Origin of the sequence: Niveibacterium sp. COAC-50 (assembly GCF_013184235.1) — a bacterium.
Taxonomy (GTDB): domain Bacteria; phylum Pseudomonadota; class Gammaproteobacteria; order Burkholderiales; family Rhodocyclaceae; genus Niveibacterium; species Niveibacterium microcysteis.
The window spans coordinates 1182596-1202843 of record NZ_JABCJM010000001.1 but is presented as its reverse complement, the minus strand read 5'-3'; the positions used below and the strand labels follow the sequence as shown (position 1 = coordinate 1202843).

Sequence of the window (20248 nt, the reverse complement as noted above, 5' to 3'; positions counted from 1 at the left end):
CGATTGTTGATGCGCTCGGCATCGTCCGGCCTCAGGGCTTGGGCCACAGAATCATCTGGGTGCAACGGAACAACGCAATCTTGCTGCCGTCGCTTCTGCGTACTTCCGCGTCCCAGACCTGGGTTGTGCGCCCAAGATGCACTGCACGCGCCTCGCACAGCACCTCGCCCTCTTTCGCGGTGGAGAGGAAGTTGGTCTTGAGCTCGATCGTGGTGAAGTTGCTGGCACCTTCGGGCAGATGAGCAATCGCACCGTAGCCGCAAGCCGAGTCCGCCAGCAGCACAACGCTTGCCGCATGCAGGAAGCCGTTTGGCGCCATCACCTCTGGGCCAAGCGGAAGTTTCGCGATCAGGCGCCCCTGTTCAAGCTCCAGCACTTCAAAGCCATGGTGTCCGGGCAGGCAGCCGGGGCTCCAGGCATTGAGTTTGTCGACCGTCATGTCGGCGCGCAGTCGCGTCATAGCGTGCTCCACAAATGAAAAGGGCCGCCCTCAGGCGGCCCTCTGATTCAAACGCGATCAGAGCTTCGAATCTAGCAACTGCAAGACAGTCTCAAATGCCTCCGGCAACTTCTCAGGTTGCGTGCCGCCAGCCTGGGCCATGTCCGCACGGCCACCGCCCTTGCCGCCGACTACCTGAGCGGCGGCGCCGACGATCTCACCAGCCTTGAGTCGGTCGGTCAGCGACTTCGTCACCATCGCCACCAACGACACCTTGCCGTCAGTGACCGCAGCGGCAACCACAACGCCTTCACCCAGACGATCACGCGCCTTGTCGGCCACGTCACGCAGCGCTGCGGCATCGACATTATCGAGGCGCATCGCAACGATCTTCACGCCCTTGATGGTGCGCATACCCGCCGCAACGAGCTCGTCAAGCCGCATCACGACCATTTCGCTCTTGAGCTTGGCGAGTTCCTTCTCAGTCGCCTTAAGCTGCTCCTGCAACTGCCCGACTCGTGCCACCGCCTCGGCGGCCGGCAGCTTCAGCTTGGCGGACAGGTCCGCCAGCATTGCATCCTGCGCCTGCACGATCGCAAACGCCGCTTCGCCAGTAACAGCCTCGACACGGCGAATGCCGGCCGCGACGCCGCCCTGGCCCACGATCTTGAAGAGGCCGATGTCGCCGGTACGGCCGACGTGCGTGCCACCGCACAGCTCGCGCGACGAACCGATGTCGAGCACGCGTACTTCGTCGCCGTACTTCTCGCCGAACAGCATCATCGCGCCGGTCTTCTGCGCTTCCGCGATCGGAAGAACGCGAGCCTGCGTTGCGGCGTTGGCGAGGATCTCGCGATTGACGATGGCCTCGACCTTGCGGATTTCCTCATCGGTCATCGGGCCATTGTGAGCAAAGTCGAAGCGGGTCTTCTCGGCATCAACTTGCGAGCCCTTTTGCTGAACATGCTCGCCGAGCACTTCGCGCAGCGCCTTGTGCATCAGGTGCGTTGCCGAGTGGTTGCGCATGATGCGCGCGCGTGACTCGCCATCGACCTTGGCATTCAGCAGATCACCAACGCGCACAGAGCCTTCCACGATCTGACCGTGGTGGCCGAATACGTCGGCCTGGATCTTCTGGGTATCTTCGACGACCACTCGCGTCGTGCCGTTCTGCAGCACGCCAGCGTCGCCAACCTGACCACCGGACTCGGCATAGAACGGGGTGTTGTCGAGCACGATCACCGCGTCCTGCCCGGCCACCGCCACGTCGACCGAAGCGCCATCCACATACACCGCCGTCACGCGTGCGCCATCCACGTTGAGCTTGTCGTACCCGTGGAAGGTCGTGGCGCTGCCGCTGTATTCGAGCGCCGCAGCCATCTTGAATTTGCCAGCCGCACGAGCCTGCTCACGCTGGCGCGCCATCGCAGCATCAAAACCCGCCGCATCCACGGTGTAGTTGCGTTCGCGACAGATGTCCGCGGTCAGGTCAAGCGGGAACCCGTAGGTGTCGTGCAGCTTGAAGGCGACTTCGCCGTCGAGCTCGGTGCGCCCGTTGGTATCCATCACCGCCAGCGTGGCGTCGAGGATCTCCATGCCGTTCTGGATGGTGCGGAAGAAGCTGTCTTCCTCTTCCTTCAGGATCGCCGTGACCTTCGCCTGTTCCTTGACCAGCTCGGGATACGCCTCGCCCATTTCGGCGACGAGATCCGGCACCATCTTGTGGAAGAACGCGGCGCGCGCGCCGAGTTTGTAGCCGTGGCGGATCGCGCGGCGGATGATCCGGCGCAGCACATAGCCGCGGCCGGCGTTACCGGGAATCACACCATCGGCGATCAGGAACGAGCAGGCGCGGATGTGATCGGCCAGAACCTTGAGCGACGGGCTGTCCATGTCCGCGCTGCGGGTTTCGCGCGCAGCGGCCTTGATCAGGCTCTGGAACAGGTCGATCTCATAGTTGGCATGCACATGCTGCAGCACTGCCGAGATGCGCTCGAGGCCCATGCCGGTATCCACGCTCGGCTTGGGCAGCGGGTGCATCACGCCGGCCTCGTCGCGGTTGAACTGCATGAACACGTTGTTCCAGATCTCGATGTAACGGTCGCCGTCTTCGTCCGGGCTTCCCGGTGGGCCGCCCCAGATCTGCTCGCCGTGGTCGTAGAAGATCTCGGTGCAGGGGCCGCACGGGCCGGTGTCACCCATCATCCAGAAGTTGTCGGATGCGTAGCGAGCGCCCTTGTTGTCGCCGATACGGATCACCCGTTCGGCCGGCACGCCGACTTCCTTCGTCCAGATGTCGTAGGCCTCGTCGTCCTCGGCATACACCGTGACCCACAGCTTCTCGGTCGGCAGCTTGTAGACCTCGGTCAGCAACTCCCAGGCGTACTTGATCGCGTCGCGCTTGAAGTAGTCGCCGAAGCTGAAGTTGCCCAGCATCTCGAAGAAGGTGTGGTGGCGGGCGGTGTAGCCAACGTTTTCAAGGTCGTTGTGCTTGCCACCGGCACGTACACACTTCTGCGACGTGGTCGCACGGGTGTAGGGCCGCTTGTCGAAACCGAGGAAGACGTCCTTGAACTGGTTCATCCCGGCATTGGTGAACAGCAGGGTCGGGTCGTCGCCCGGCACCAGCGAGCTGGATGAAACGATCTGGTGGCCCTTGGAGGCGAAGAATTCAAGGAACTGGCGGCGGATCTCTGCGCTTTTCATGGCGTTCCGTGCGGTGCTCGCGCGCTGGCGCGATTCGTTAACTGGAAACGCGGGATTGTAACTGAAAGCCCCGGCCGGCCATGCACCACCGGGCCTCGCGCCAATCAGGCGCAACGTTCAGGATGCTGCGGTAACGAGATCGGGCCGATCCGTGATCACCGAATCGACACCAAAGTCGAAGAGTTGCCGCGCGCGCAGCGGATCGTTTTCAGTGTAGGCGGCAAGCCCGACGCCGTGCTGTTTGACCGCAGCGGCCGTTGCCGCATCAAGACGATTTGCGTTGCAGACGACGCCAACTGCACCAAGCGCCCTGACCTGGTCAAGCCAGTCCGGCGCAAGCGCGTCGAACAGAATCGCGCGTGGCAAATGCGGCGCCGCTTCCGCAGCGGCCGCGAGGGCGGTGACACTGAACGAGGACAGCAATGGCAACCGATCAGCCCCAGCCCAACCGGCGGCGGCTACTGCAGCGGCGACGCGACCAGTGGCCAGTTCAAAACCTTCGGCCGGCTTGATCTCGACGTTTGCCGCAATAGCCAACGCACGGCAGCGCCGAATCGCATCAGCAAACAAGGGGACTCGCTCACCGGCAAAGCGACCCGAGTGCCACGCACCTGCGTCGAGGCCCAACAATGCGGCATCCGGTGTATCGCAAACGCGACCGAAGCCGGTCGTGGTGCGATCGAGGGTTTCATCGTGGATCAGTATCGGTGTACCGCTGCCGGAAAGCATGACATCGAACTCGACGCCAAAGCAGCGGTGCGCGACCGCGAACTCAAGCCCGATCAGCGTGTTCTCGGGCGCCAGTGTGCCGCCACAGCGATGCGCGAGCACCCGCGGTAGCGGCCACTGGTTCATGGCAGTGCTCAGCGAATGCCCAGCGCGCGGATGCGGGCAACCGCTTCATCCAGCGCCAACTTGGCCGCCTTGCCCTGGTTCCACACGGAATCGAGCTCGTCATTCAGAACCTGCAAGACGCGCGGGCTGCTGCCCAGCACCGTGGCGCGCGAGTTCGCCGTCGCCGGCGTTGCAATCAACTGGTCAACGGCAATCTTGATGTGGCCGAGTTCTGCACCCAGCGTACGGCTGCTCGCCGCAAAATAGCCTGCGCGGTTAAGCGGCAAGTAGCCGGTGGCACGCATCCAATCAACCTGTTGCGTCGGCTCAAGCCAGAATGCGACGAAGCGTGCAATCGTCTTGTATTCGGCGGCACTGCGACCGGCCGAAACCCACAGCGCGGGGCCGTCGGCGATGGTGTTCTGGTGCGCACCGGGAACGTCCTGGTAGTACGGCAGCGCACTCACGCCGATCGAAAAGCCACCCTTGCTGGCCACCGGCATCGCGGACTGCGGCGCAATCAGCATCGCGCAGCTACCGCTCGCAAAGCGATCGACCGCTTCGTCACCGTGACCAAACAGCTGCAGGTAGCGCGATTTCTGCCACGACGCCATGCGGGCAAGGTGGCGGACATAGCTGAGGCCGTTGACCGCGACTTCACCCTTCGCGTTCACGAAGGCCTCGTTGTGCCAGGCCGCGGTGTTCTCGAGCAATACCGTTGCCGGGCGAGCCACGGTCAGCGGGCATGCGACGCCGGCGTCGATCAGTTTGCCGGCAGTGTCCTGCACTTCCGCCCAGGTATGCGGCACGGCCGCCGGATCAAGCCCATTCTTGCGGAACACGTCCTGATTGATGAAGAAGACCGGAGTCGCGAGACCGATCGGCAGCCCCAGCAAACGGCCCTTGGCATCGATTGCCACCGGCGCGACCACCGGCGATGCGCGCTCCGCCACGTCGAGCTTGACGCCTGCATCCTTCACCACCGCGAAGAGCGGCTTGTAACGCTGCTTGCCGGTGAGGAATGCATCCTCGCTGGCGCCGTCGAGAATCTGGGCTGCAGCGGGCGCGCCCGCATCCCATGCGCGATCAGTCAGAACGATGCGCGCGCCCTTGTTGCTCTCGTTGAAACGCGCGATCAGCGCCTGCAGCGCCTCCTGCTTGTCCTTGGGCAGTTGGCTGGAGATTTCGATGTCCGCCGAGGCTGCGGCCGGCGCGGCTGGTTTGGCGGACTTAGGCGCGGCGAAGGCCGGGGCGGCAAAAAGGGCCAGCGACAAGGCGATCGGCGTGATCAGGCTACGTGTATTCATGGTTGTGCGACTCAATGAAGACGGCATGGAGAGCCGCGATTATAGGCGCGACAAACGTCATAAATGTCCTTGACACGAGAATTCGGTCAAGTTCTGCCCGCGGGGGACGTAATCATTGCTGGAAGACCTTGCTCCGGAGCCCTGTCATGCAACGCCGCCGCCCGATCCTGACCTTGATTACCGCGATTGCGCTGGGCGCCTTGAGCGGCTGCGAACAGTTGGGGCTTGAGGACGGCAAGGCGGTAGAGGCCGAAGGCAAGGCAATCGGTGCCGCCTGCCGGCACGCAGGCCGAGCCCTTGAAGATTGCTATCAGATCAATCCGAAAGCGCCGAAGGCTGCGATCTTCAACGGCTGGAAGGAAATGAACGACTACATGACCGAGCAGAAGCTCGAAATCATCAAACCGTCTCTCCCCCCGCCCCTTCCGAAATCGCGCAAGAAGACCGAAGCGGAATCCGACACCGAAGCGGAATCCGAAGCACCCAGCAAGCCGGCATCCACCGAGGCTTCAGCCCCCGAAGGCAGCACCGAGGCTGACGCGAAGAAACCCGCCGAGGGGGAAGCAAGCAAGGCCGCCACCAAGGCGCCCGCGCGAAAATCCGCCGCGCATTGACGCGGGCCTTTTTCACCCCGCAGCCTTCAGCCCGAGACGGGTGGCCAGGCTGCCTGATGCTCGCTATTCCAGTGCCGCCACCAGGCAACAAAGGCGTCCACTGGCATTGGCTTAGCAATATGAAATCCCTGGGCAGCATCGCAGCCCATCGCACGCAGCATCTGCAAGTGCTCTTCGCGCTCAACCCCCTCAGCGATCACGCTCAAACCCAAGCCCTGGGCAAGCTGTACGACTGAGCGCACGATGGCTCTATCCTGCGCAGTTTCCGGCATCTTCTGCACGAACATCTTGTCGATTTTCAGGCGCGTTGCCGGCAGCCGGCGTAGCCACGCAAGGGACGAGTAACCGGTGCCGAAATCGTCCAGCGCAACACCGTGGCCCGCGTCGCGCAAGCGCGCGATCACGCTCATCGTTTGCGCATCGTCAGCGATCATCGAGCCCTCGGTCAGCTCCAACGTCAGTCGCTGAGGCGCGATGCGCCAGGTCGCAATCGCCTGGGCAATGAACTCGGGCAGCTCCGGATCGCGCAGGTCGCTGCCTGCCAGATTGACGGCGAGCCCGATCGGCACACCCTGCACACTCAGTTCGCTCAGCATCGCCGTGGCGCGCTGGACAACGAGACGCGTGAGCTGCTGCATCAGACCAAATTGCTCTGCCATCGCCACCAGCAAGAGTGGCGACACCGCGCTGCCATCGGCCCGCTGCCAGCGAAGCAAAGCCTCGGCCGCGGCGCACTCACCGTCGGAAAGCTGGATCACCGGCTGCAGGTGCAGATCAAACGCATTGTTGCGCAGCGCCTCGATGAACTCGCGTTCGATCTGCACACGCTCGGCGCGTTCAAGCTCCAGCTCTGGGCCCGCGATGCGAATCGTTCGACCCTCGCGCAGCGCGGCGGCGCGCGCGCGCCGGGCAGCGTTGAACACTTTGTCGGCAGTCCCACCATCCTCGGGCGTCAGCGCACCACCGACGGCCAGTGTCGCGTGCGCGGCAAGGCCGACATTGCGCATCGCCTGCTCACCAGCCTCCAGCAACGCGGCGGCCGCAAGTTGCGGGCGTACCCCGGCACCAATGCCAGGCGCCCACAACACCCATTCATCGTCACCAACACGACACAGCGAATCCCCCGCGCGGGCCCGTTTAGCCAACGCGCGGCCGACTTCGATGCGAGCGCGGTCGCGATCCGCGCTATTGAGGACGATCGCACTCCCGCCCCACATCAGCGCAACGGCAAGCATCGCACTCGATGGCTCATCCGCCTCGGCGGGCAAGAAGATCTGCTCCAGCGCAGCACGATTCGGCAAGCCCGAATCCGGCTCAACATACTCCGCCAGCAGCCGGGCTTGGGCTTCTGCCACGCTGGCGGCGCCGTCGAGCAAACCAACGAGAAAGAAGCCGATCCGCGACACAATCTGGATCAGCATCGCGTCGAGCGCCGACAAACTCGCTCGCTGCGCGGCAAGGTCCGCTTGCAAGGTCGTCACCACAACCGACGCCACCCGCGCGGAAAGGCCGACTGGCACCGCGGCAAGCTGGAGCGCCAGCCATTGCGCGCGCATACGTTCTGGCCACGCCGGGTCGAGTTCCCAGCCGACTACGTCAAGGCAGGCGTTGAAAAACTTCGCGGCCAGCGCATCGCCGGCCCGCATCGCTGCGTCGGCCTCAAGCGGCTCGAGTGCTGCACGCAAACGATCCCGCAGCGCCGCCATATCGGTGCTATGCCAGAGTGCGCGCAGCGCAGACTGCTCCAGCCCGCTCAATCCATGAGCCGCCAGGTCGTCCGCAACCTCGGTCGGCACCGGCACGAACGGCAGAATGTCGTAGAGTCGATTCATGCGAGGTAGAACTGCGCTGGGTCGATGCCAAAGGCGCGCTCAGGCAGCGAACGCACGATCCGGTAGGTTTCCTCCCGCCCGGGCACCGCGGGGTCGTAGAGCAGATCCAGCGTGTGCGGATTGGCGTTGGGCGTACGGTCGCTCGCGAGCAGCACCATGACGCGTGGCTTGAGGCGCCTGATCCGGTTCTGCGCCACGACCACCGCGACCTCGCCGGAATTGAGCTCAACCAGCGTACCGGCCGGGTAGATGCCGATGCACTGAACAAACTGATCGATGAGACCCGCGCTGAAACGCTCGTCCCGCAGGCCGATCAGGGCCTCCAACCCTTGTTGCGACGACACCGCCGGCCGCCATGAGCGATGGCGAGTCATTGCGCAGAAGCTATCGACAATGCCCGCCATTTCACCGAACACACCAATTGCCTCGCCAGACAAGCCGCGCGGGTAGCCGCTGCCATCGATGCGTTCATGGTGAAGTGCAACAACTTCGACCAGCGCCGGATCGATCGAGGCGTCGGCCCTGAGAATCATCATTGCGGATTCGACGTGCGTCTTGAACAGGTCGTATTCAAGTGGCGTCAGCGCCGTTGTCTTAGCCAGCAAGCGCGCGGAAAGCGTCAGCTTGCCAATATCCAGCAGCATGCCGGCCATGCCCAGCAGCGCGATGCGGTCCTGCGGCAGGCCGAGGTGGCGCGCAAACACCATCATGTAGGTGCTGCAGTCGAGCGCGTGATCGTAGGTGTAGCGATCGGTCCGCTTGAGCCGCGTGAGCCACAGCAGCGCATCGGGATGGCGCGTCACGCTGTGCATCATGTCCTGCACCACCTCGCGCGCGCGCCCCAGATCGGGCGGCGCCTGGCGTTCAACATCTCGCAGGATGTCCTTCACCGCCAGCATCGCCTCGGCGTGGATCGGCGCGGCCGCAAGCAACTCCTGTTCGAGCGGAACGTCGATTGGATAGGGGTGATCGGTGGTCGGCTCATCCGATTCGTCCGAAACCTGGTCCGCCGGCGCCTCACGCCGACGCAGCCGGCGCGCCCGCGCACGCAGCCAGCCCCAGACGCCACCACGCTCGGCGGGCTCGGATTCGTCAGCCCCACCACCAAAGCCACCCACCGCGGTTCGCGATGGCGACCACGCGAAGACAGGCGCCTCGCCGCGCGCGGCAGCAGGTGCCTCGCTGTCGTATGCCTTGAGCAACTTCAGAAGCTGGAAGAAATCAGTCGGCGCCGACTGCCGCACCATCGTCAGTGGCCGCTCCGAAGCAACCGACGTTGGCGCGGGGTCGCGCGGCGCGGCCGCCGGCGCGCGCATGTGTCGCGACTCGGAGCGTTCGCGGTCGATCAGCACGATGCGGCAAAGGCCGCGCAGCTGAGCAAGCTGCTGCTCTGACTCGATCAGGAAGCCTTGCATCAGGAAAGGTGTCTCCAGCCATGGACGATCGAGCTCAGCCACGAACATCCCAAGCTCGAGATCCGACGCCGCAAGAAACTCCTTCAAATCAAGCTCTCCTCAAGTTCTGCCCGGCCCATCGGGTAACATCACAGGCTTGCTTCCGCAATGGATCCACCATGGACTTTACCAGCCGCGCCATCGCCTACTGCCGCCCGGGCTTCGAAAAAGATCTTGCCGCCGAGTTCGCGGCCCGCTGCGCAAAATCCGGCGTCGCAGGCCACTCGCTGGCCACGCCGGATAGCGGCTTCGTGCTGCATGAATTCGACGCACCGCTCGAAGAGGCGCAGCGCGTCGTCTCGTACGACCATCTGATCTTCGCGCGCCAGTTGGTGTGGGTGCGCGAATCGCTCGAAGACCTGCCCGAGAAGGACCGGCTGACGCCGATCCTGGCTGCGATCAACCGCGTACATGGCCGCTTCGGCCGCGTGTGGGCCGAGACGGCGGACACCAACGAGGCAAAAACGCTGTCGTCCTTCCTCAAGCGCTTCATGCCGCACCTTGAGCGCGCGCTGCACGAAGGCCGCCGCCTGGTGGACCGGAACGATGCACCTAACCTGCATTTGTTCTTCATCGATTCTTCGCATGTGTTCATCTGCACATCCGACCCCGCCAACGCATCGCCATGGCCGATGGGTATCGCACGCCTGCGTATGCCGCGCGAAGCGCCCAGCCGCTCGACGCTCAAGCTCGCCGAGGCGTTCTTCGGGCTGCTCAGCGAGGACGAACGCAACTCATCGCTGCGTGCAGGGCTGCGCGCGGTCGACCTCGGCGCCGCACCCGGTGGCTGGACCTGGCAGTTCGTTAGCCGTGGCCTGTTGGTCACTGCTGTAGATAACGGCCCGATGAGCGAAAGCGTTAGGGCAACCGGCCTCGTCGAACATGTGCGTGCTGACGGCTTCGTATGGAAGCCATCGAAACCGGTCGAATGGATGGTCTGCGACATGGTCGAGCAGCCCTCGCGCGTTGCGCAGCTGGTCGCCGAATGGGTGGCCTCGGGCCGCTGCCGGCGCTCGATGTTCAACCTCAAACTGCCGATGAAGAAGCGCCACGACGCGATCGAGCACGCGCGCAACTTGATCTACAAGCGGATGTCGGTTTCCGGCCGCGACTGGACGCTGCGCTTCAAGCACCTGTACCACGACCGCGAGGAAGTCACCGGCTATCTCGCTTCAATCAAGCACGGATGAAAACAACCGTCGATTGCCCCTGCGGTGGCGGCCGCTACACCGCCTGCTGTGGGCGCTGGCACGCTGGGCCGCCTGCCCCTACCGCGGTCGATCTGATGCGGTCGCGCTATAGCGCCTTCGTGCTCGGACTTGCCGACTACCTGCTCGCAACCTGGCACCCGGATAAGCGGCCCGCAGCGCTTGATCTGGACGAGTCCCCGGCACCGAAATGGATCGGCCTCGATGTACGAGCCCACGCGGAAGACGGCGATCAGGCAAGCGTCGAATTTGTGGCGCGCTACAAGGTGGGCGGTCGCGCACACCGGCTCCATGAAACAAGCCGCTTTCTGCGCATCGAGGGCAAATGGTTCTACCTCGACGGCATCATCGACGAGACCTGACGACTGCCCTAAAGTGCATCAGCGTAACCCGGCTCAGACGGGGCGGTCGATAGGCCGCACTACCCACAGCTTACCCACAGAGTCATGCACAGCTTTTGTGGATAAGCCAAACGAATAATCTCGGAAACATTTCGTCACCTTATCTGGCGCTAAAGTCCGGCCGGATGCGGCCGTCAATGCACACACAGGCAACCATGCGTTGCCTGACAGAAATAGACGGAAACGGAAACGATCCAAACCGGTTCAACCGGTCAGCAACAAAAAGGGCCGCGGCTAACCCCGCGGCCCTTTCACGTTCTGGCGGCAGCAAGAAAAAAGGGCCGCACAAGCGGCCCTCTTCAGTGAAGCACTGCAACGCCTCAGGCGATGCGCGCCAGGCGCGCCAGCACGCGCTCGCGGCCGATCACTTCCAGCACCGCATCGATCGCCGGCGTCTGCGCCACGCCCAACAACGCAACGCGCAGCGGGATCGCCACTTGCGGCATCTTCAGACCATGCTCGGTGCAGGTCTCCTTGATCGCTGCACTCAGCGCGGCCTTGTCCCAAGCGACGTCCGCAAGACGGGCACGCAGCGACGCCAGTGCCGCCTTCGCAGCGTCAGTAAAGTGCTGCGCGGAGAGTTCCTCCGACGGCGTCACATCGATGTAGTAAGGCTCCGCTGAGTCAGCCAACTGCACCAGGGTATTCACCCGCTCGCGGTAAAGCGCGATGACCGCCTCCAGCGCCGGGCCAGCGGCCAGCGATACACCACGTTGCGTCAACCGGCGCGCGGCGTCGGTGACCAAGGTCGCGATATCGGCCTGCTTGATGTAGTGCGCGTTGAGCCAGTCAAGCTTATCGAAGTTGAACTGCGCGGCCGACGGCGTGATGCGATCGAGATCGAACCATTCGACAAACTGCTCGCGCGAGAAGATCTCGTCATCACCGTGGCTCCAGCCCAGGCGCGCGAGGTAGTTGATCACCGCATCGCGCAGGTAGCCGTCGTCGTCATACTGCATCACGCTGACCGCGCCGTGGCGCTTGGAAAGCTTCTGACCGTCGTCACCGAGGATCATCGACAGGTGGCCGTACTGCGGCACCTCGGCGCCGAGCGCGCGCAGGATGTTGATCTGGCGCGGCGTGTTGTTCACATGGTCGTCGCCGCGAATCACGTGGGTGATGCCCATGTCCCAGTCGTCCACCACCACGCAGAAGTTGTAGGTGGGCGTGCCGTCCGGGCGCGCGATGATCAGGTCATCCAGTTCGGCGTTGTCGAATTCGATTTCGCCCTTCACGACGTCGGTCCATGCCACCTTACCGGACGTCGGGTTCTTGAAGCGCACCACCGGCTTCACGCCTTCGGGCGGTGTCGGCAGCACCTTACCCGGCTCCGGACGCCAGCGGCCGTCGTAGCGCGGCTTGTCGCCACGAGCGCGCTGCGCCTCGCGAATCGCATCCAGCTCTTCGGGCGTGGTGTAGCAGTAGTAAGCAGTGCCCGCTTCCAGCATCTGGCCGATCACCTGCTTGTAACGCTCCATGCGCTGCATCTGGTAGAACGGACCTTCGTCCCATTCCAGGCCCAACCAGTTCATGCCGTCCAGAATCGCCTGCACCGCCTCGGGGGTCGAACGCGCAACATCGGTGTCCTCGATCCGCAGGATGAAGTCGCCGCCGTGATGGCGGGCATAGGCCCACGAGAACAGCGCAGTGCGCGCACCGCCAATGTGAAGGAAGCCGGTCGGGCTGGGAGCGAATCGGGTACGGATGCGTCGAGTCATGGCAATGAATGGCCGGAATCGGAAAAGACCGTCATTCTACCGGAGCGGAGCTGCGCATCACGCAGAGTATTGACCTGCAAATTCGAGCACGGTATAGTCGCGATCTTCGCTGCACGTTGGGCAGTTAGCTCAGCGGTAGAGCACTGCCTTCACACGGCAGGGGTCACTGGTTCGATCCCAGTACTGCCCACCACCAACTGCACGAAACGCAAAGCCCAGCCTCGCTGGGCTTTTTGCTTTTCTGGTCACCGTCAGCACAAAAGAAGAACGGCAGCGCGAAGGCTGCCGTTCTTACGTTCGCGTCAATCAGGAATCAGGCGCCGACGGATCCGAGCAAGGTTTCGAAGGCCTGCTCGAACAGCACCAGCCCCTCGTTCTGCAACTGCTCACCCACGGCGTTGATGTCGACGCCCGCTTCCGCCAGCGCCTTCAGCGTCGCACGCGCCGCAGCCGGATCCTGCGCCAGCGTTGCGGCCGCATTGCCGTGATCACGGAACGCGTTGAGCGTCGCCTCGGGCACGGTGTTCACCGTATCGGGCCCGATCAGCGTCTCGACGTACAGCACATCGGAATACGCCGGATTCTTGGTGCCGGTGCTCGCCCACAGCAACCACTGCGGATGCGCGCCGGCCGCCGCCAACGCGGCGAAGCGGTCGCCCGTCGCGCTCCAGTGCGCCTGCCAATCAGCGTAGGCGGCACGGGCGGATGCAATCGCCACCTTGCCCTTCAGCGCATCGCTTACCTGCGGGTCGATCTTGCTGTCGACGCGCGAGATGAAGACGCTGGCCACCGAACGGATCTGCGCCACCGGCAGGCCGGCGGCTACGCGATCAGCCAGACCCGACGCATGCGCCTGCGCCACCGCTTCGACATGAGCCGGCGAGAACATCAGCGTGACGTTGATGTTGATGCCGGCAGCGATCGACTTGCGAATCGCGACCAAGCCTTCAGGCGTGGCCGGGATCTTGATCATCACGTTTGGCCGAGCGATCGCATTCCACAGACGCTGCGCGGCCGCGAAGGTGCCTTCCGCATCGCGCGACAAGCGCGGCGAGACCTCGAAACTGACGAAGCCCTTGTTGCCGTGGCTCGCGTCGAACAGCGGCAGGAAGGCATCGCAGGCCGCCTGGATGTCCGGCAACGCGAGCGCCTCGAAACGCGCTTCGGCATCCGTCAGCGTTACAGGCAGAGCCGCCTTGGCCGCCGCATACGCCGGGTCCTTCGCGAGTGCCTGCTGGAAGATCGCCGGATTGGAGGTCACGCCCGAGATGCCATCCTCGGCAATCAATCGGGCCAGTTCGCCGCTTTCGATCAGCTTGCGCGAGATCGAATCGAGCCAGACCTGCTGGCCGAGGGCACTAATCGCTTTCAGACGACTCATGCTGCTTCCTTGACGAGTGAGAGCACCGCCTCGACCACGCGGGCCGAGGTAATGCCGAAGTGTTCGTACAAAACGGGCGCCGGCGCCGATTCGCCGAAGGTGTCGATACCGATCACCGCCCCCTCAAGGCCGACATACTTGCGCCAGCCGTCAGTGACACCGGCCTCCACCGCCACCCGCGGCACGCCGCGCGGCAGAACGGAGGCAAGATAGTCTGCACTTTGCCGGTCGAACGCAAACGTCGATGGCATGGATACGACACGCACGGCGACGCCTTGTTCCTGCAATCGCTGCTGGGCCTCCACCGCCAGCGCCACTTCCGAGCCGGTCGCGATCAGCACGGCCTGCGGCGCACCGTCGCAATCGCTCAGCACATAGCCACCCCGCGCGATCGCGCCGATCTGCGGTTCGCTGCGCGGCTGATGCGGCAGGTTCTGGCGCGACAGGATCAGGCAGGTCGGCGATTCACGATGCTCGACCGCCGTGCGCCACGCAACGAAGGTTTCCACCGCATCGCAGGGGCGCCAGACGTCGAGGTTGGGCACCATGCGCAGCGTGGCGGTTTGCTCCACCGGCTGGTGCGTCGGGCCATCCTCGCCCAGGCCGATCGAGTCGTGGGTGAACACCCAGATCGGATTGGTTTTCATCAGCGCCGCCATGCGGATCGCGTTACGGGCGTATTCACTGAACATCAGGAAGGTGCCGGCAAATGGGCGGAAGCCGCCGTGCAGCGCGATGCCGTTCATGATCGCGCCCATGCCGAACTCGCGCACGCCGTAGTTCAAGTAGTTGCCACCCGCCTCGCGCACCGGCACGCAGCCCTTCCACATCGTCAGATTGGACGGCGCCAGATCCGCGGAACCACCGAGGAATTCCGGCAGCAGCGGCGCGAGTGCCTGGATCGCGTTCTGCGATGCTTTGCGGCTGGCGATGGTCTCGGCCTTGCCGTCGATCTCTTTCAGCGCTGCGTCGGCACGGGCGGCGAAGTCCGCCGGCAATGCGCCACTGGTACGGCGCAGGAATTCCGCGGCCTCGGCCGGATAGGCCGCCTGATAGCGCGCGAACAGATCGGCCCACGCCGCCTGTGCTGCGCCACCCTGCTCCCGCGCATTCCAGATCGCGCGCACTGAATCCGACACCTCGAAGGGGCCGGCGGTGATCCCCAAAGCGGCGCGCGTTGCCGCGATTTCGTCGGCACCGAGCGGCGAGCCATGCACATCATGCGTGCCGGCCTTGTTCGGCGAGCCCTTGCCAATCACGGTCTTGCAGCAAATCAGTGTCGGCCGTTCGTCCTGCGCGCGCGCCTGGCGCAACGCGAGATCCACTGCGTCAATGCTGTGCCCGTCCACATCGCGGATCACGTTCCAGCCGTAGGCTTCGAAACGCTTGGGCGTGTCATCCGAGAACCACGGTTCGACGTGGCCGTCGATCGAGATGCCGTTGTCGTCGTAGAGCGCGATCAGCTTGCCGAGCTTCCAGGTGCCAGCCAGCGCACAGGCTTCGTGCGACACACCTTCCATCATGCAACCGTCGCCGAGGAACACGTACGTGCGGTGATCGACGACCGGAAAGCCCTCGCGGTTGAACTCCGCCGCGAGCAGGCGTTCGGCCATCGCAAAGCCAACAGCGTTGGCAATCCCCTGCCCCAGCGGGCCGGTGGTCGTTTCAACGCCCGGCGTGTAGCCGTACTCGGGGTGACCGGGCGTCTTGCTGTGCAACTGCCGGAAACGCTTGAGCTCATCCAACGGCAGGTCGTATCCGCTCAGGTGCAGCAGCGCGTAGAGCAGCATCGAGCCATGGCCGTTCGAGAGCACGAAGCGATCGCGGTTGGCCCACTTCGGGTCAGCGGGGTTATGGCGCAGATGGCGGTGCCACAGCGCAACAGCCACGTCTGCCATGCCCATCGGCATGCCGGGGTGGCCCGAGTTGGCGGCCTGCACGCCGTCCATCGCGAGGATGCGAAGGGCGTCGGCGAGAGATTGGGATGTAATCATCGGGAGCGTCTTTTCAGGTTCGGCGACAGAAGCGTAGCGCAGCCCCACCCGCCGGAAACGCCGCCCAGCCGGGATCAGCTTTTCCGTCCATCGATTCGGGAAAGGAATGCAGCCAACATCGTTGGCGGCGGGCCGAGGAACCCCGGCCCGCCCCTTCACGCGGCCGCTAGCCGCGCGTGGCTCAGATGTAGCTGTTGAGCAGGTTTTCGATCAGTTCCTGACGGCCAGACTTCGGCGCGACGTCGACATTGCGGTCGATCACGCGCTGCGCCACGGCATCCAGGCCCAGCTTGCCCGCCAGCACTTGCTGGCCGAACTCGTCGCGCCAGCCGGCGTAACGATCCTGGGTGATCTGCGCGAACTTGCCATCGGCGATCATCTTCTCGGCGATCAGCAGCGCGCGGGCCGACACGTCCATGCCACCGATGTGGCCGTAGAACAGGTCTTCGGCATCGATCGACTGACGGCGCACCTTGGCGTCGAAGTTCAGGCCGCCGGTCGTGAAGCCGCCGCCCTGCAGGATGTAATACATCGCCAGTGCAGTTTCCGGGATGTTGTTCGGGAACTGGTCTGTATCCCAACCGCATTGCATGTCGCCACGGTTCATGTCGATCGAACCGAAGATGCCCAGCGCGATCGCCGTGCTGATTTCGTGCTCGAAACTATGGCCCGACAGCGTGGCGTGGTTGGCTTCGATGTTGACCTTGACGTCGTTTTCCAGACCGTACTGCTTAAGGAAACCGTACACCGTCGCGGTGTCGAAATCGTACTGGTGCTTCGACGGTTCACGCGGCTTCGGCTCGATCAGGATCGGGCCTTTGAGGCCGATCTTGTGCTTGTAGTCGACCGCCATGCTGAGGAAGCGACCCATCTGCGCCAGTTCGCTCTTCAGATCGGTGTTCAGCAGGGTCTCGTAGCCTTCACGGCCGCCCCACATGACATAGTTGGCGCCGCCCAGTTTCACCGTGGCGTCCATCGCCTCCTTCACCTGCAGCGCGGCCATCGCGAAGATTTCCGGATCCGGGTTGGTCGAGGCGCCGGACATGAAACGACGGTGGCTGAACAGGTTCGCCGTGCCCCACAGCAGCTTCATGCCGGTCTCTTCCTGCTTCTGGCCGAGGATGTCGACGATGCGATGCAGGTTCGAAACGCTTTCGCGCGGGGTCGCGCCTTCCGGGGCCACATCACGGTCGTGGAAGCAGTAGAACGGTACGCCCACCTTCGAGAAGAAGTCGAAGGCGACGTCGGCCTTCACCATCGCCGCTTCCATGGCGTTCGGGATCTGGTGCCAGGGGCGCTGGAAGGTGTCACCGCCGAACGGGTCAAGCCCGTTCCAGCAGAAGGTGTGCCAGTAGCAGGCGGCAAAACGCAGGTGGTCTTCCATGCGCTTGCCAAGCACCAAGCGGTCCTTGTCGTAGTACTTGAACGCCAGCGGGTTCTGCGAATCCGGGCCTTCGTATTTGATCTTGTCGATGTTCTGGAAGTAGGCAGCCATTTTGAGTCTCCTTTTGCTTTGGTGTAGGGGGCCGCGTCAGCGTGCGAAGAGGTCGCGAATACGCGGATAGAGCTGAGTGAATCGTTGATAGCGCGGCAGCAAGCGCGCGCGCTGTTCCATGTTCGAGGTATAGCGTGCGCGGATCGCCGGCGCGCGGCAGACTTCCGCCTCAACACCGCCCGCGGCAAGCCAGCCCAGACGTGCCGCGCCGAGCGCACCACCGGTTTCGCTGCCGTCGAGGGTGACAATTTCGGTATCGAGCAGGCTTGCAAGCAACTGAGCCCATTCGGCGCTGCGCGAACCGCCGCCGACCAGCGCAAGCCGGCCAACCTGGGTGCCGGCTGCTTGCAGCGCGGCAAGGCCATCCATGGTGCCGAAGGCCACGCCTTCGATCACCGAGTAGGCCAGGTGGGCGGCCGTCGTGTCGTGATTGAGGCCGAAGAACACGCCCTGCGCCTGGGCGTCGTTGTGCGGCGTACGTTCGCCCGACAGATACGGCAGGAAGATCGGTGCAGCGTCGCGCTGCGCATCGGTCAGCGCATTGGCCTGCGCGAGCAATTCGCCCTCGTTGGCCGCACCCACCAGATGCGTGACCCAGCTCAGGCAGCTCGCCGCCGACAGCATCACGCTCATCTGGTGCCAGCGCCCCGGCACCGCGTGGCAGAAAGCATGCACTGCCGACGCCGGATTCGGGCGGAACTTGTCGGTGACGACAAACAGCACACCGCTGGTGCCGAGCGACAGGAAGCCGTCGCCCGGAGCGACCGCGCCGATGCCCACCGCACTGGCCGCATTGTCACCGCCGCCGCCGGCGACGATCACATCGCGCGAAAGGCCCCAGGCTTCGGCCACCGCGGGCATCAGCTTGCCTGAGGCCTCGCTGCCTTCCACGAGGCGCGGCATCTGCGCGCGAGTCAGACCGGTCGCAGCGAGCAGTCCATCGGACCAATCCCGCTTGGCCACATCCAGCCACAGCGTGCCGGCCGCGTCGGACATTTCCGACACCTTCTCGCCGGTCATCAGCAGCCGCAGGTAGTCCTTCGGCAGCAGCACGCTGGCCACTTTCTTGAATACGTCGGGCTCATGTTTCGCAACCCACAGCAACTTGGGCGCGGTGAAGCCCGGCATCGCGATGTTGCCGGCGATCTGCGGCAGCGCCGGCAAGCGGCTCATCAGCTCAGCGCATTCAGCGGCGGAACGGGTGTCGTTCCACAGGATGGCCGGGCGCAGCACCTGGTCTTCGGCACCCAACAGGGTCGCGCCATGCATCTGGCCCGACAGGCCGATCGCCTTTACCTGGGCATATTCGTTCGGCACGAGTTTGCGCAGCGCCGCCATCGCGCGGCCGGTGGCCGACCACCACTCCGCCGGATCTTGCTCCGACCAATGGGGTTGCGGGCGTGAAAGCCCGATCTTCTCGCCCGCTGTTGCGACGATGCGGTGATCGTCCGCCAGCAGCAGAACTTTCACTTCCGAGGTGCCGAGGTCAATGCCGAGATACATGGTCCAAGCGTCCTTTAATGCCGGTGCAACCCTGCGCCGGTGCCGTTGATTGAAATTTAGACCTCTTTTGTTCGACCGTCAAACTAATTGTTCGTGCATTTACAAAAAGTCTGAAACAAGCGTTTAAAAGCTGCTCCGATCTGCCTCAAAGCCCTAGTGCATTTGCATAGCGTATCGCCATCCGGCGTGTTGCTGGCTGCGGTGGTGCCGGTCGCGATAGAATCGCGGCCTTATTTGCGCAGGACCCGCCATGAGCCAGACCCCCCTCGACTACACCGCCGCCGGTGTCGACTACAGCAAGATCGACCCGCTCAAGATTCTCGCCCAACAGGCCGCCAGTGCCACAAAGGGTAACCTCACCGCGCACGGCGTGAGCGAAATCCCCGCTTCGCGTGGCGAATCGGCGTACGTGATGGACGTGGGCGGCGTGCTGATCGCATCGATCACCGAATGCCTCGGCACCAAGGCATTGGTCGCCGATGCCGTGCGCCCGATCACCGGCCGTACGCACTACGACTCCATCGCGCAGGACACGATAGCGATGGCCGTCAACGATTTGATTACAGTCGGCGCCACGCCGATGTCGATCCACGCCTACTGGTCGGCGGGCGGTAGTGACTGGTTTGCTGACGAGCAACGCATGCGCGACCTGGTCAACGGCTGGCAGCGCGCCTGCGATGTCTGCAAGGTGAGCTGGGGTGGCGGCGAAACGCCGGCCCTCGCGGGCGTGGTGGAGGCCGGCCGCATCGACCTGGCCGCTTCGTCGGTTGGTATCGTGCGCTCACGCGAACACCTGACGCTGGGCGACAAGCTCGCCGACGGCGACGCGATCGTGTTCCTCGCCTCCAGCGGCATCCACGCCAATGGCGTGAGCCTGGCTCGCAAGCTGGTCGAGCGCCTGCCCGACGGCTACGCAAGCAAACTGTCGGATGGCCGCCTATACGGCGAGGCGCTTCTGGACCCGACCGCGCTGTATGTGCCGGTGACCGAAGCGCTGTTCGCTGCCGGCATCATTCCGCACTACTGCGCCAACATCACCGGCCATGGCTGGCGCAAGATCATGCGTCACCCCGGCAGCTTCACTTACCGCATCCATACGCTGCCGCCGGTACCGCCGGTACTCGCCTTCATCCAGGAGAAGGCCGGCATCGACGACCGCGAAGCCTACGGCAGCCTGAACATGGGTGCGGGTTTTGCGCTCTATGTCGCGGCAGAGGACGCCGAGCGCACCGCGGAAATCGCGCGCGCGGCAGGCATTGAGGCATGGGTGGCTGGCCGCGTCGAAGCGGGCCCGAAGCAGGTTGTGATCGAACCGCTGTCCCTGACCTACGCGGCAGACGAACTGCACCTGCGCGCGTAAGC

General features: G+C 64.1%; 15 protein-coding genes and 1 tRNA gene. 5 read left to right on the top strand and 11 right to left on the bottom strand.

From position 1 onward, the window contains the following. Positions 1-31: 31 nt before the first annotated feature. The 4 genes from HH302_RS05400 to HH302_RS05385 form a co-directional block, all read right to left on the bottom strand. On the bottom strand, positions 32-460 hold the full coding sequence (locus tag HH302_RS05400) for a PaaI family thioesterase (protein ID WP_172199229.1): 429 nt from the start codon (positions 458-460) through the stop codon (positions 32-34). A gap of 57 nt (positions 461-517) precedes the next feature. Next, positions 518-3145, bottom strand: a complete 2628-nt coding sequence (gene alaS / locus HH302_RS05395; RefSeq protein ID WP_172199226.1) for an alanine--tRNA ligase — start codon at positions 3143-3145, stop codon at positions 518-520. Positions 3146-3262: 117 nt separating this feature from the next. Continuing rightward, the gene (gene ugpQ / locus HH302_RS05390) at positions 3263-4000 is read right to left on the bottom strand and encodes a glycerophosphodiester phosphodiesterase (RefSeq protein WP_172199223.1); all 738 of its coding nucleotides are present in this window, start codon (positions 3998-4000) and stop codon (positions 3263-3265) included. 8 nt (positions 4001-4008) lie between these two features. Continuing rightward, the gene (locus tag HH302_RS05385; protein ID WP_172199220.1) at positions 4009-5286 is read right to left on the bottom strand and encodes an extracellular solute-binding protein; all 1278 of its coding nucleotides are present in this window, start codon (positions 5284-5286) and stop codon (positions 4009-4011) included. 146 nt (positions 5287-5432) lie between these two features. On the opposite strand from HH302_RS05385, the gene HH302_RS05380 reads away from it, so the two are divergent. Further along, positions 5433-5900: a hypothetical protein gene (locus HH302_RS05380; RefSeq protein ID WP_172199217.1), complete on the top strand. Its 468-nt coding sequence runs from the start codon at positions 5433-5435 to the stop codon at positions 5898-5900. Between the two features lie 26 nt (positions 5901-5926). On the opposite strand, the gene HH302_RS05375 is transcribed toward HH302_RS05380, so the two are convergent. Then, positions 5927-7732 (bottom strand): bifunctional diguanylate cyclase/phosphodiesterase, encoded by a 1806-nt coding sequence (locus HH302_RS05375; protein WP_172199214.1) that lies wholly within the window; start codon positions 7730-7732, stop codon positions 5927-5929. Continuing rightward, complete coding sequence (locus HH302_RS05370; protein ID WP_172199211.1) at positions 7729-9234, bottom strand: HD-GYP domain-containing protein; 1506 nt, start codon at positions 9232-9234, stop codon at positions 7729-7731. Before HH302_RS05370 ends, HH302_RS05375 begins: the two co-directional genes overlap by 4 nt. 71 nt (positions 9235-9305) lie before the next feature. On the opposite strand from HH302_RS05370, the gene rlmM reads away from it, so the two are divergent. Together rlmM and HH302_RS05360 are read left to right on the top strand one after the other, a co-directional pair. After that, the gene (gene rlmM, locus HH302_RS05365; RefSeq protein ID WP_172199208.1) at positions 9306-10376 is read left to right on the top strand and encodes a 23S rRNA (cytidine(2498)-2'-O)-methyltransferase RlmM; all 1071 of its coding nucleotides are present in this window, start codon (positions 9306-9308) and stop codon (positions 10374-10376) included. After that, positions 10373-10756, top strand: a complete 384-nt coding sequence (locus HH302_RS05360; protein ID WP_172199205.1) for a YchJ family protein — start codon at positions 10373-10375, stop codon at positions 10754-10756. Before rlmM ends, HH302_RS05360 begins: the two co-directional genes overlap by 4 nt. Positions 10757-11115: 359 nt before the next feature. Here the strand turns inward: HH302_RS05360 and gltX are convergent, their stop codons facing one another. Further along, positions 11116-12513 carry a glutamate--tRNA ligase gene (gene gltX, locus HH302_RS05355; RefSeq protein ID WP_172199202.1) on the bottom strand — a complete coding sequence of 466 codons (1398 nt, stop codon included), beginning with the start codon at positions 12511-12513 and terminating at the stop codon, positions 11116-11118. A 118-nt stretch (positions 12514-12631) separates the two neighbouring features. On the opposite strand from gltX, the gene HH302_RS05350 reads away from it, so the two are divergent. Next, a tRNA-Val gene (locus HH302_RS05350) sits at positions 12632-12706 on the top strand. A gap of 120 nt (positions 12707-12826) precedes the next feature. Here the strand turns inward: HH302_RS05350 and tal are convergent. From tal to xylB, 4 genes are all read right to left on the bottom strand, one after another. Next, entirely contained in the window at positions 12827-13894 is a 1068-nt protein-coding gene (gene tal, locus HH302_RS05345) for a transaldolase (RefSeq protein ID WP_172199199.1), read from the bottom strand. Continuing rightward, positions 13891-15888 (bottom strand): transketolase, encoded by a 1998-nt coding sequence (gene tkt / locus HH302_RS05340; protein WP_172199196.1) that lies wholly within the window; start codon positions 15886-15888, stop codon positions 13891-13893. Before tkt ends, tal begins: the two co-directional genes overlap by 4 nt. A gap of 181 nt (positions 15889-16069) precedes the next feature. Next, on the bottom strand, positions 16070-17383 hold the full coding sequence (gene xylA, locus HH302_RS05335) for a xylose isomerase (RefSeq protein WP_172199193.1): 1314 nt from the start codon (positions 17381-17383) through the stop codon (positions 16070-16072). Between the two features lie 36 nt (positions 17384-17419). Continuing rightward, positions 17420-18886 carry a xylulokinase gene (xylB, locus tag HH302_RS05330; protein ID WP_172199190.1) on the bottom strand — a complete coding sequence of 489 codons (1467 nt, stop codon included), beginning with the start codon at positions 18884-18886 and terminating at the stop codon, positions 17420-17422. 250 nt (positions 18887-19136) lie between these two features. On the opposite strand from xylB, the gene HH302_RS05325 reads away from it, so the two are divergent. Beyond that, complete coding sequence (locus HH302_RS05325; protein ID WP_172199187.1) at positions 19137-20246, top strand: AIR synthase-related protein; 1110 nt, start codon at positions 19137-19139, stop codon at positions 20244-20246. Positions 20247-20248: the final 2 nt, after the last annotated feature.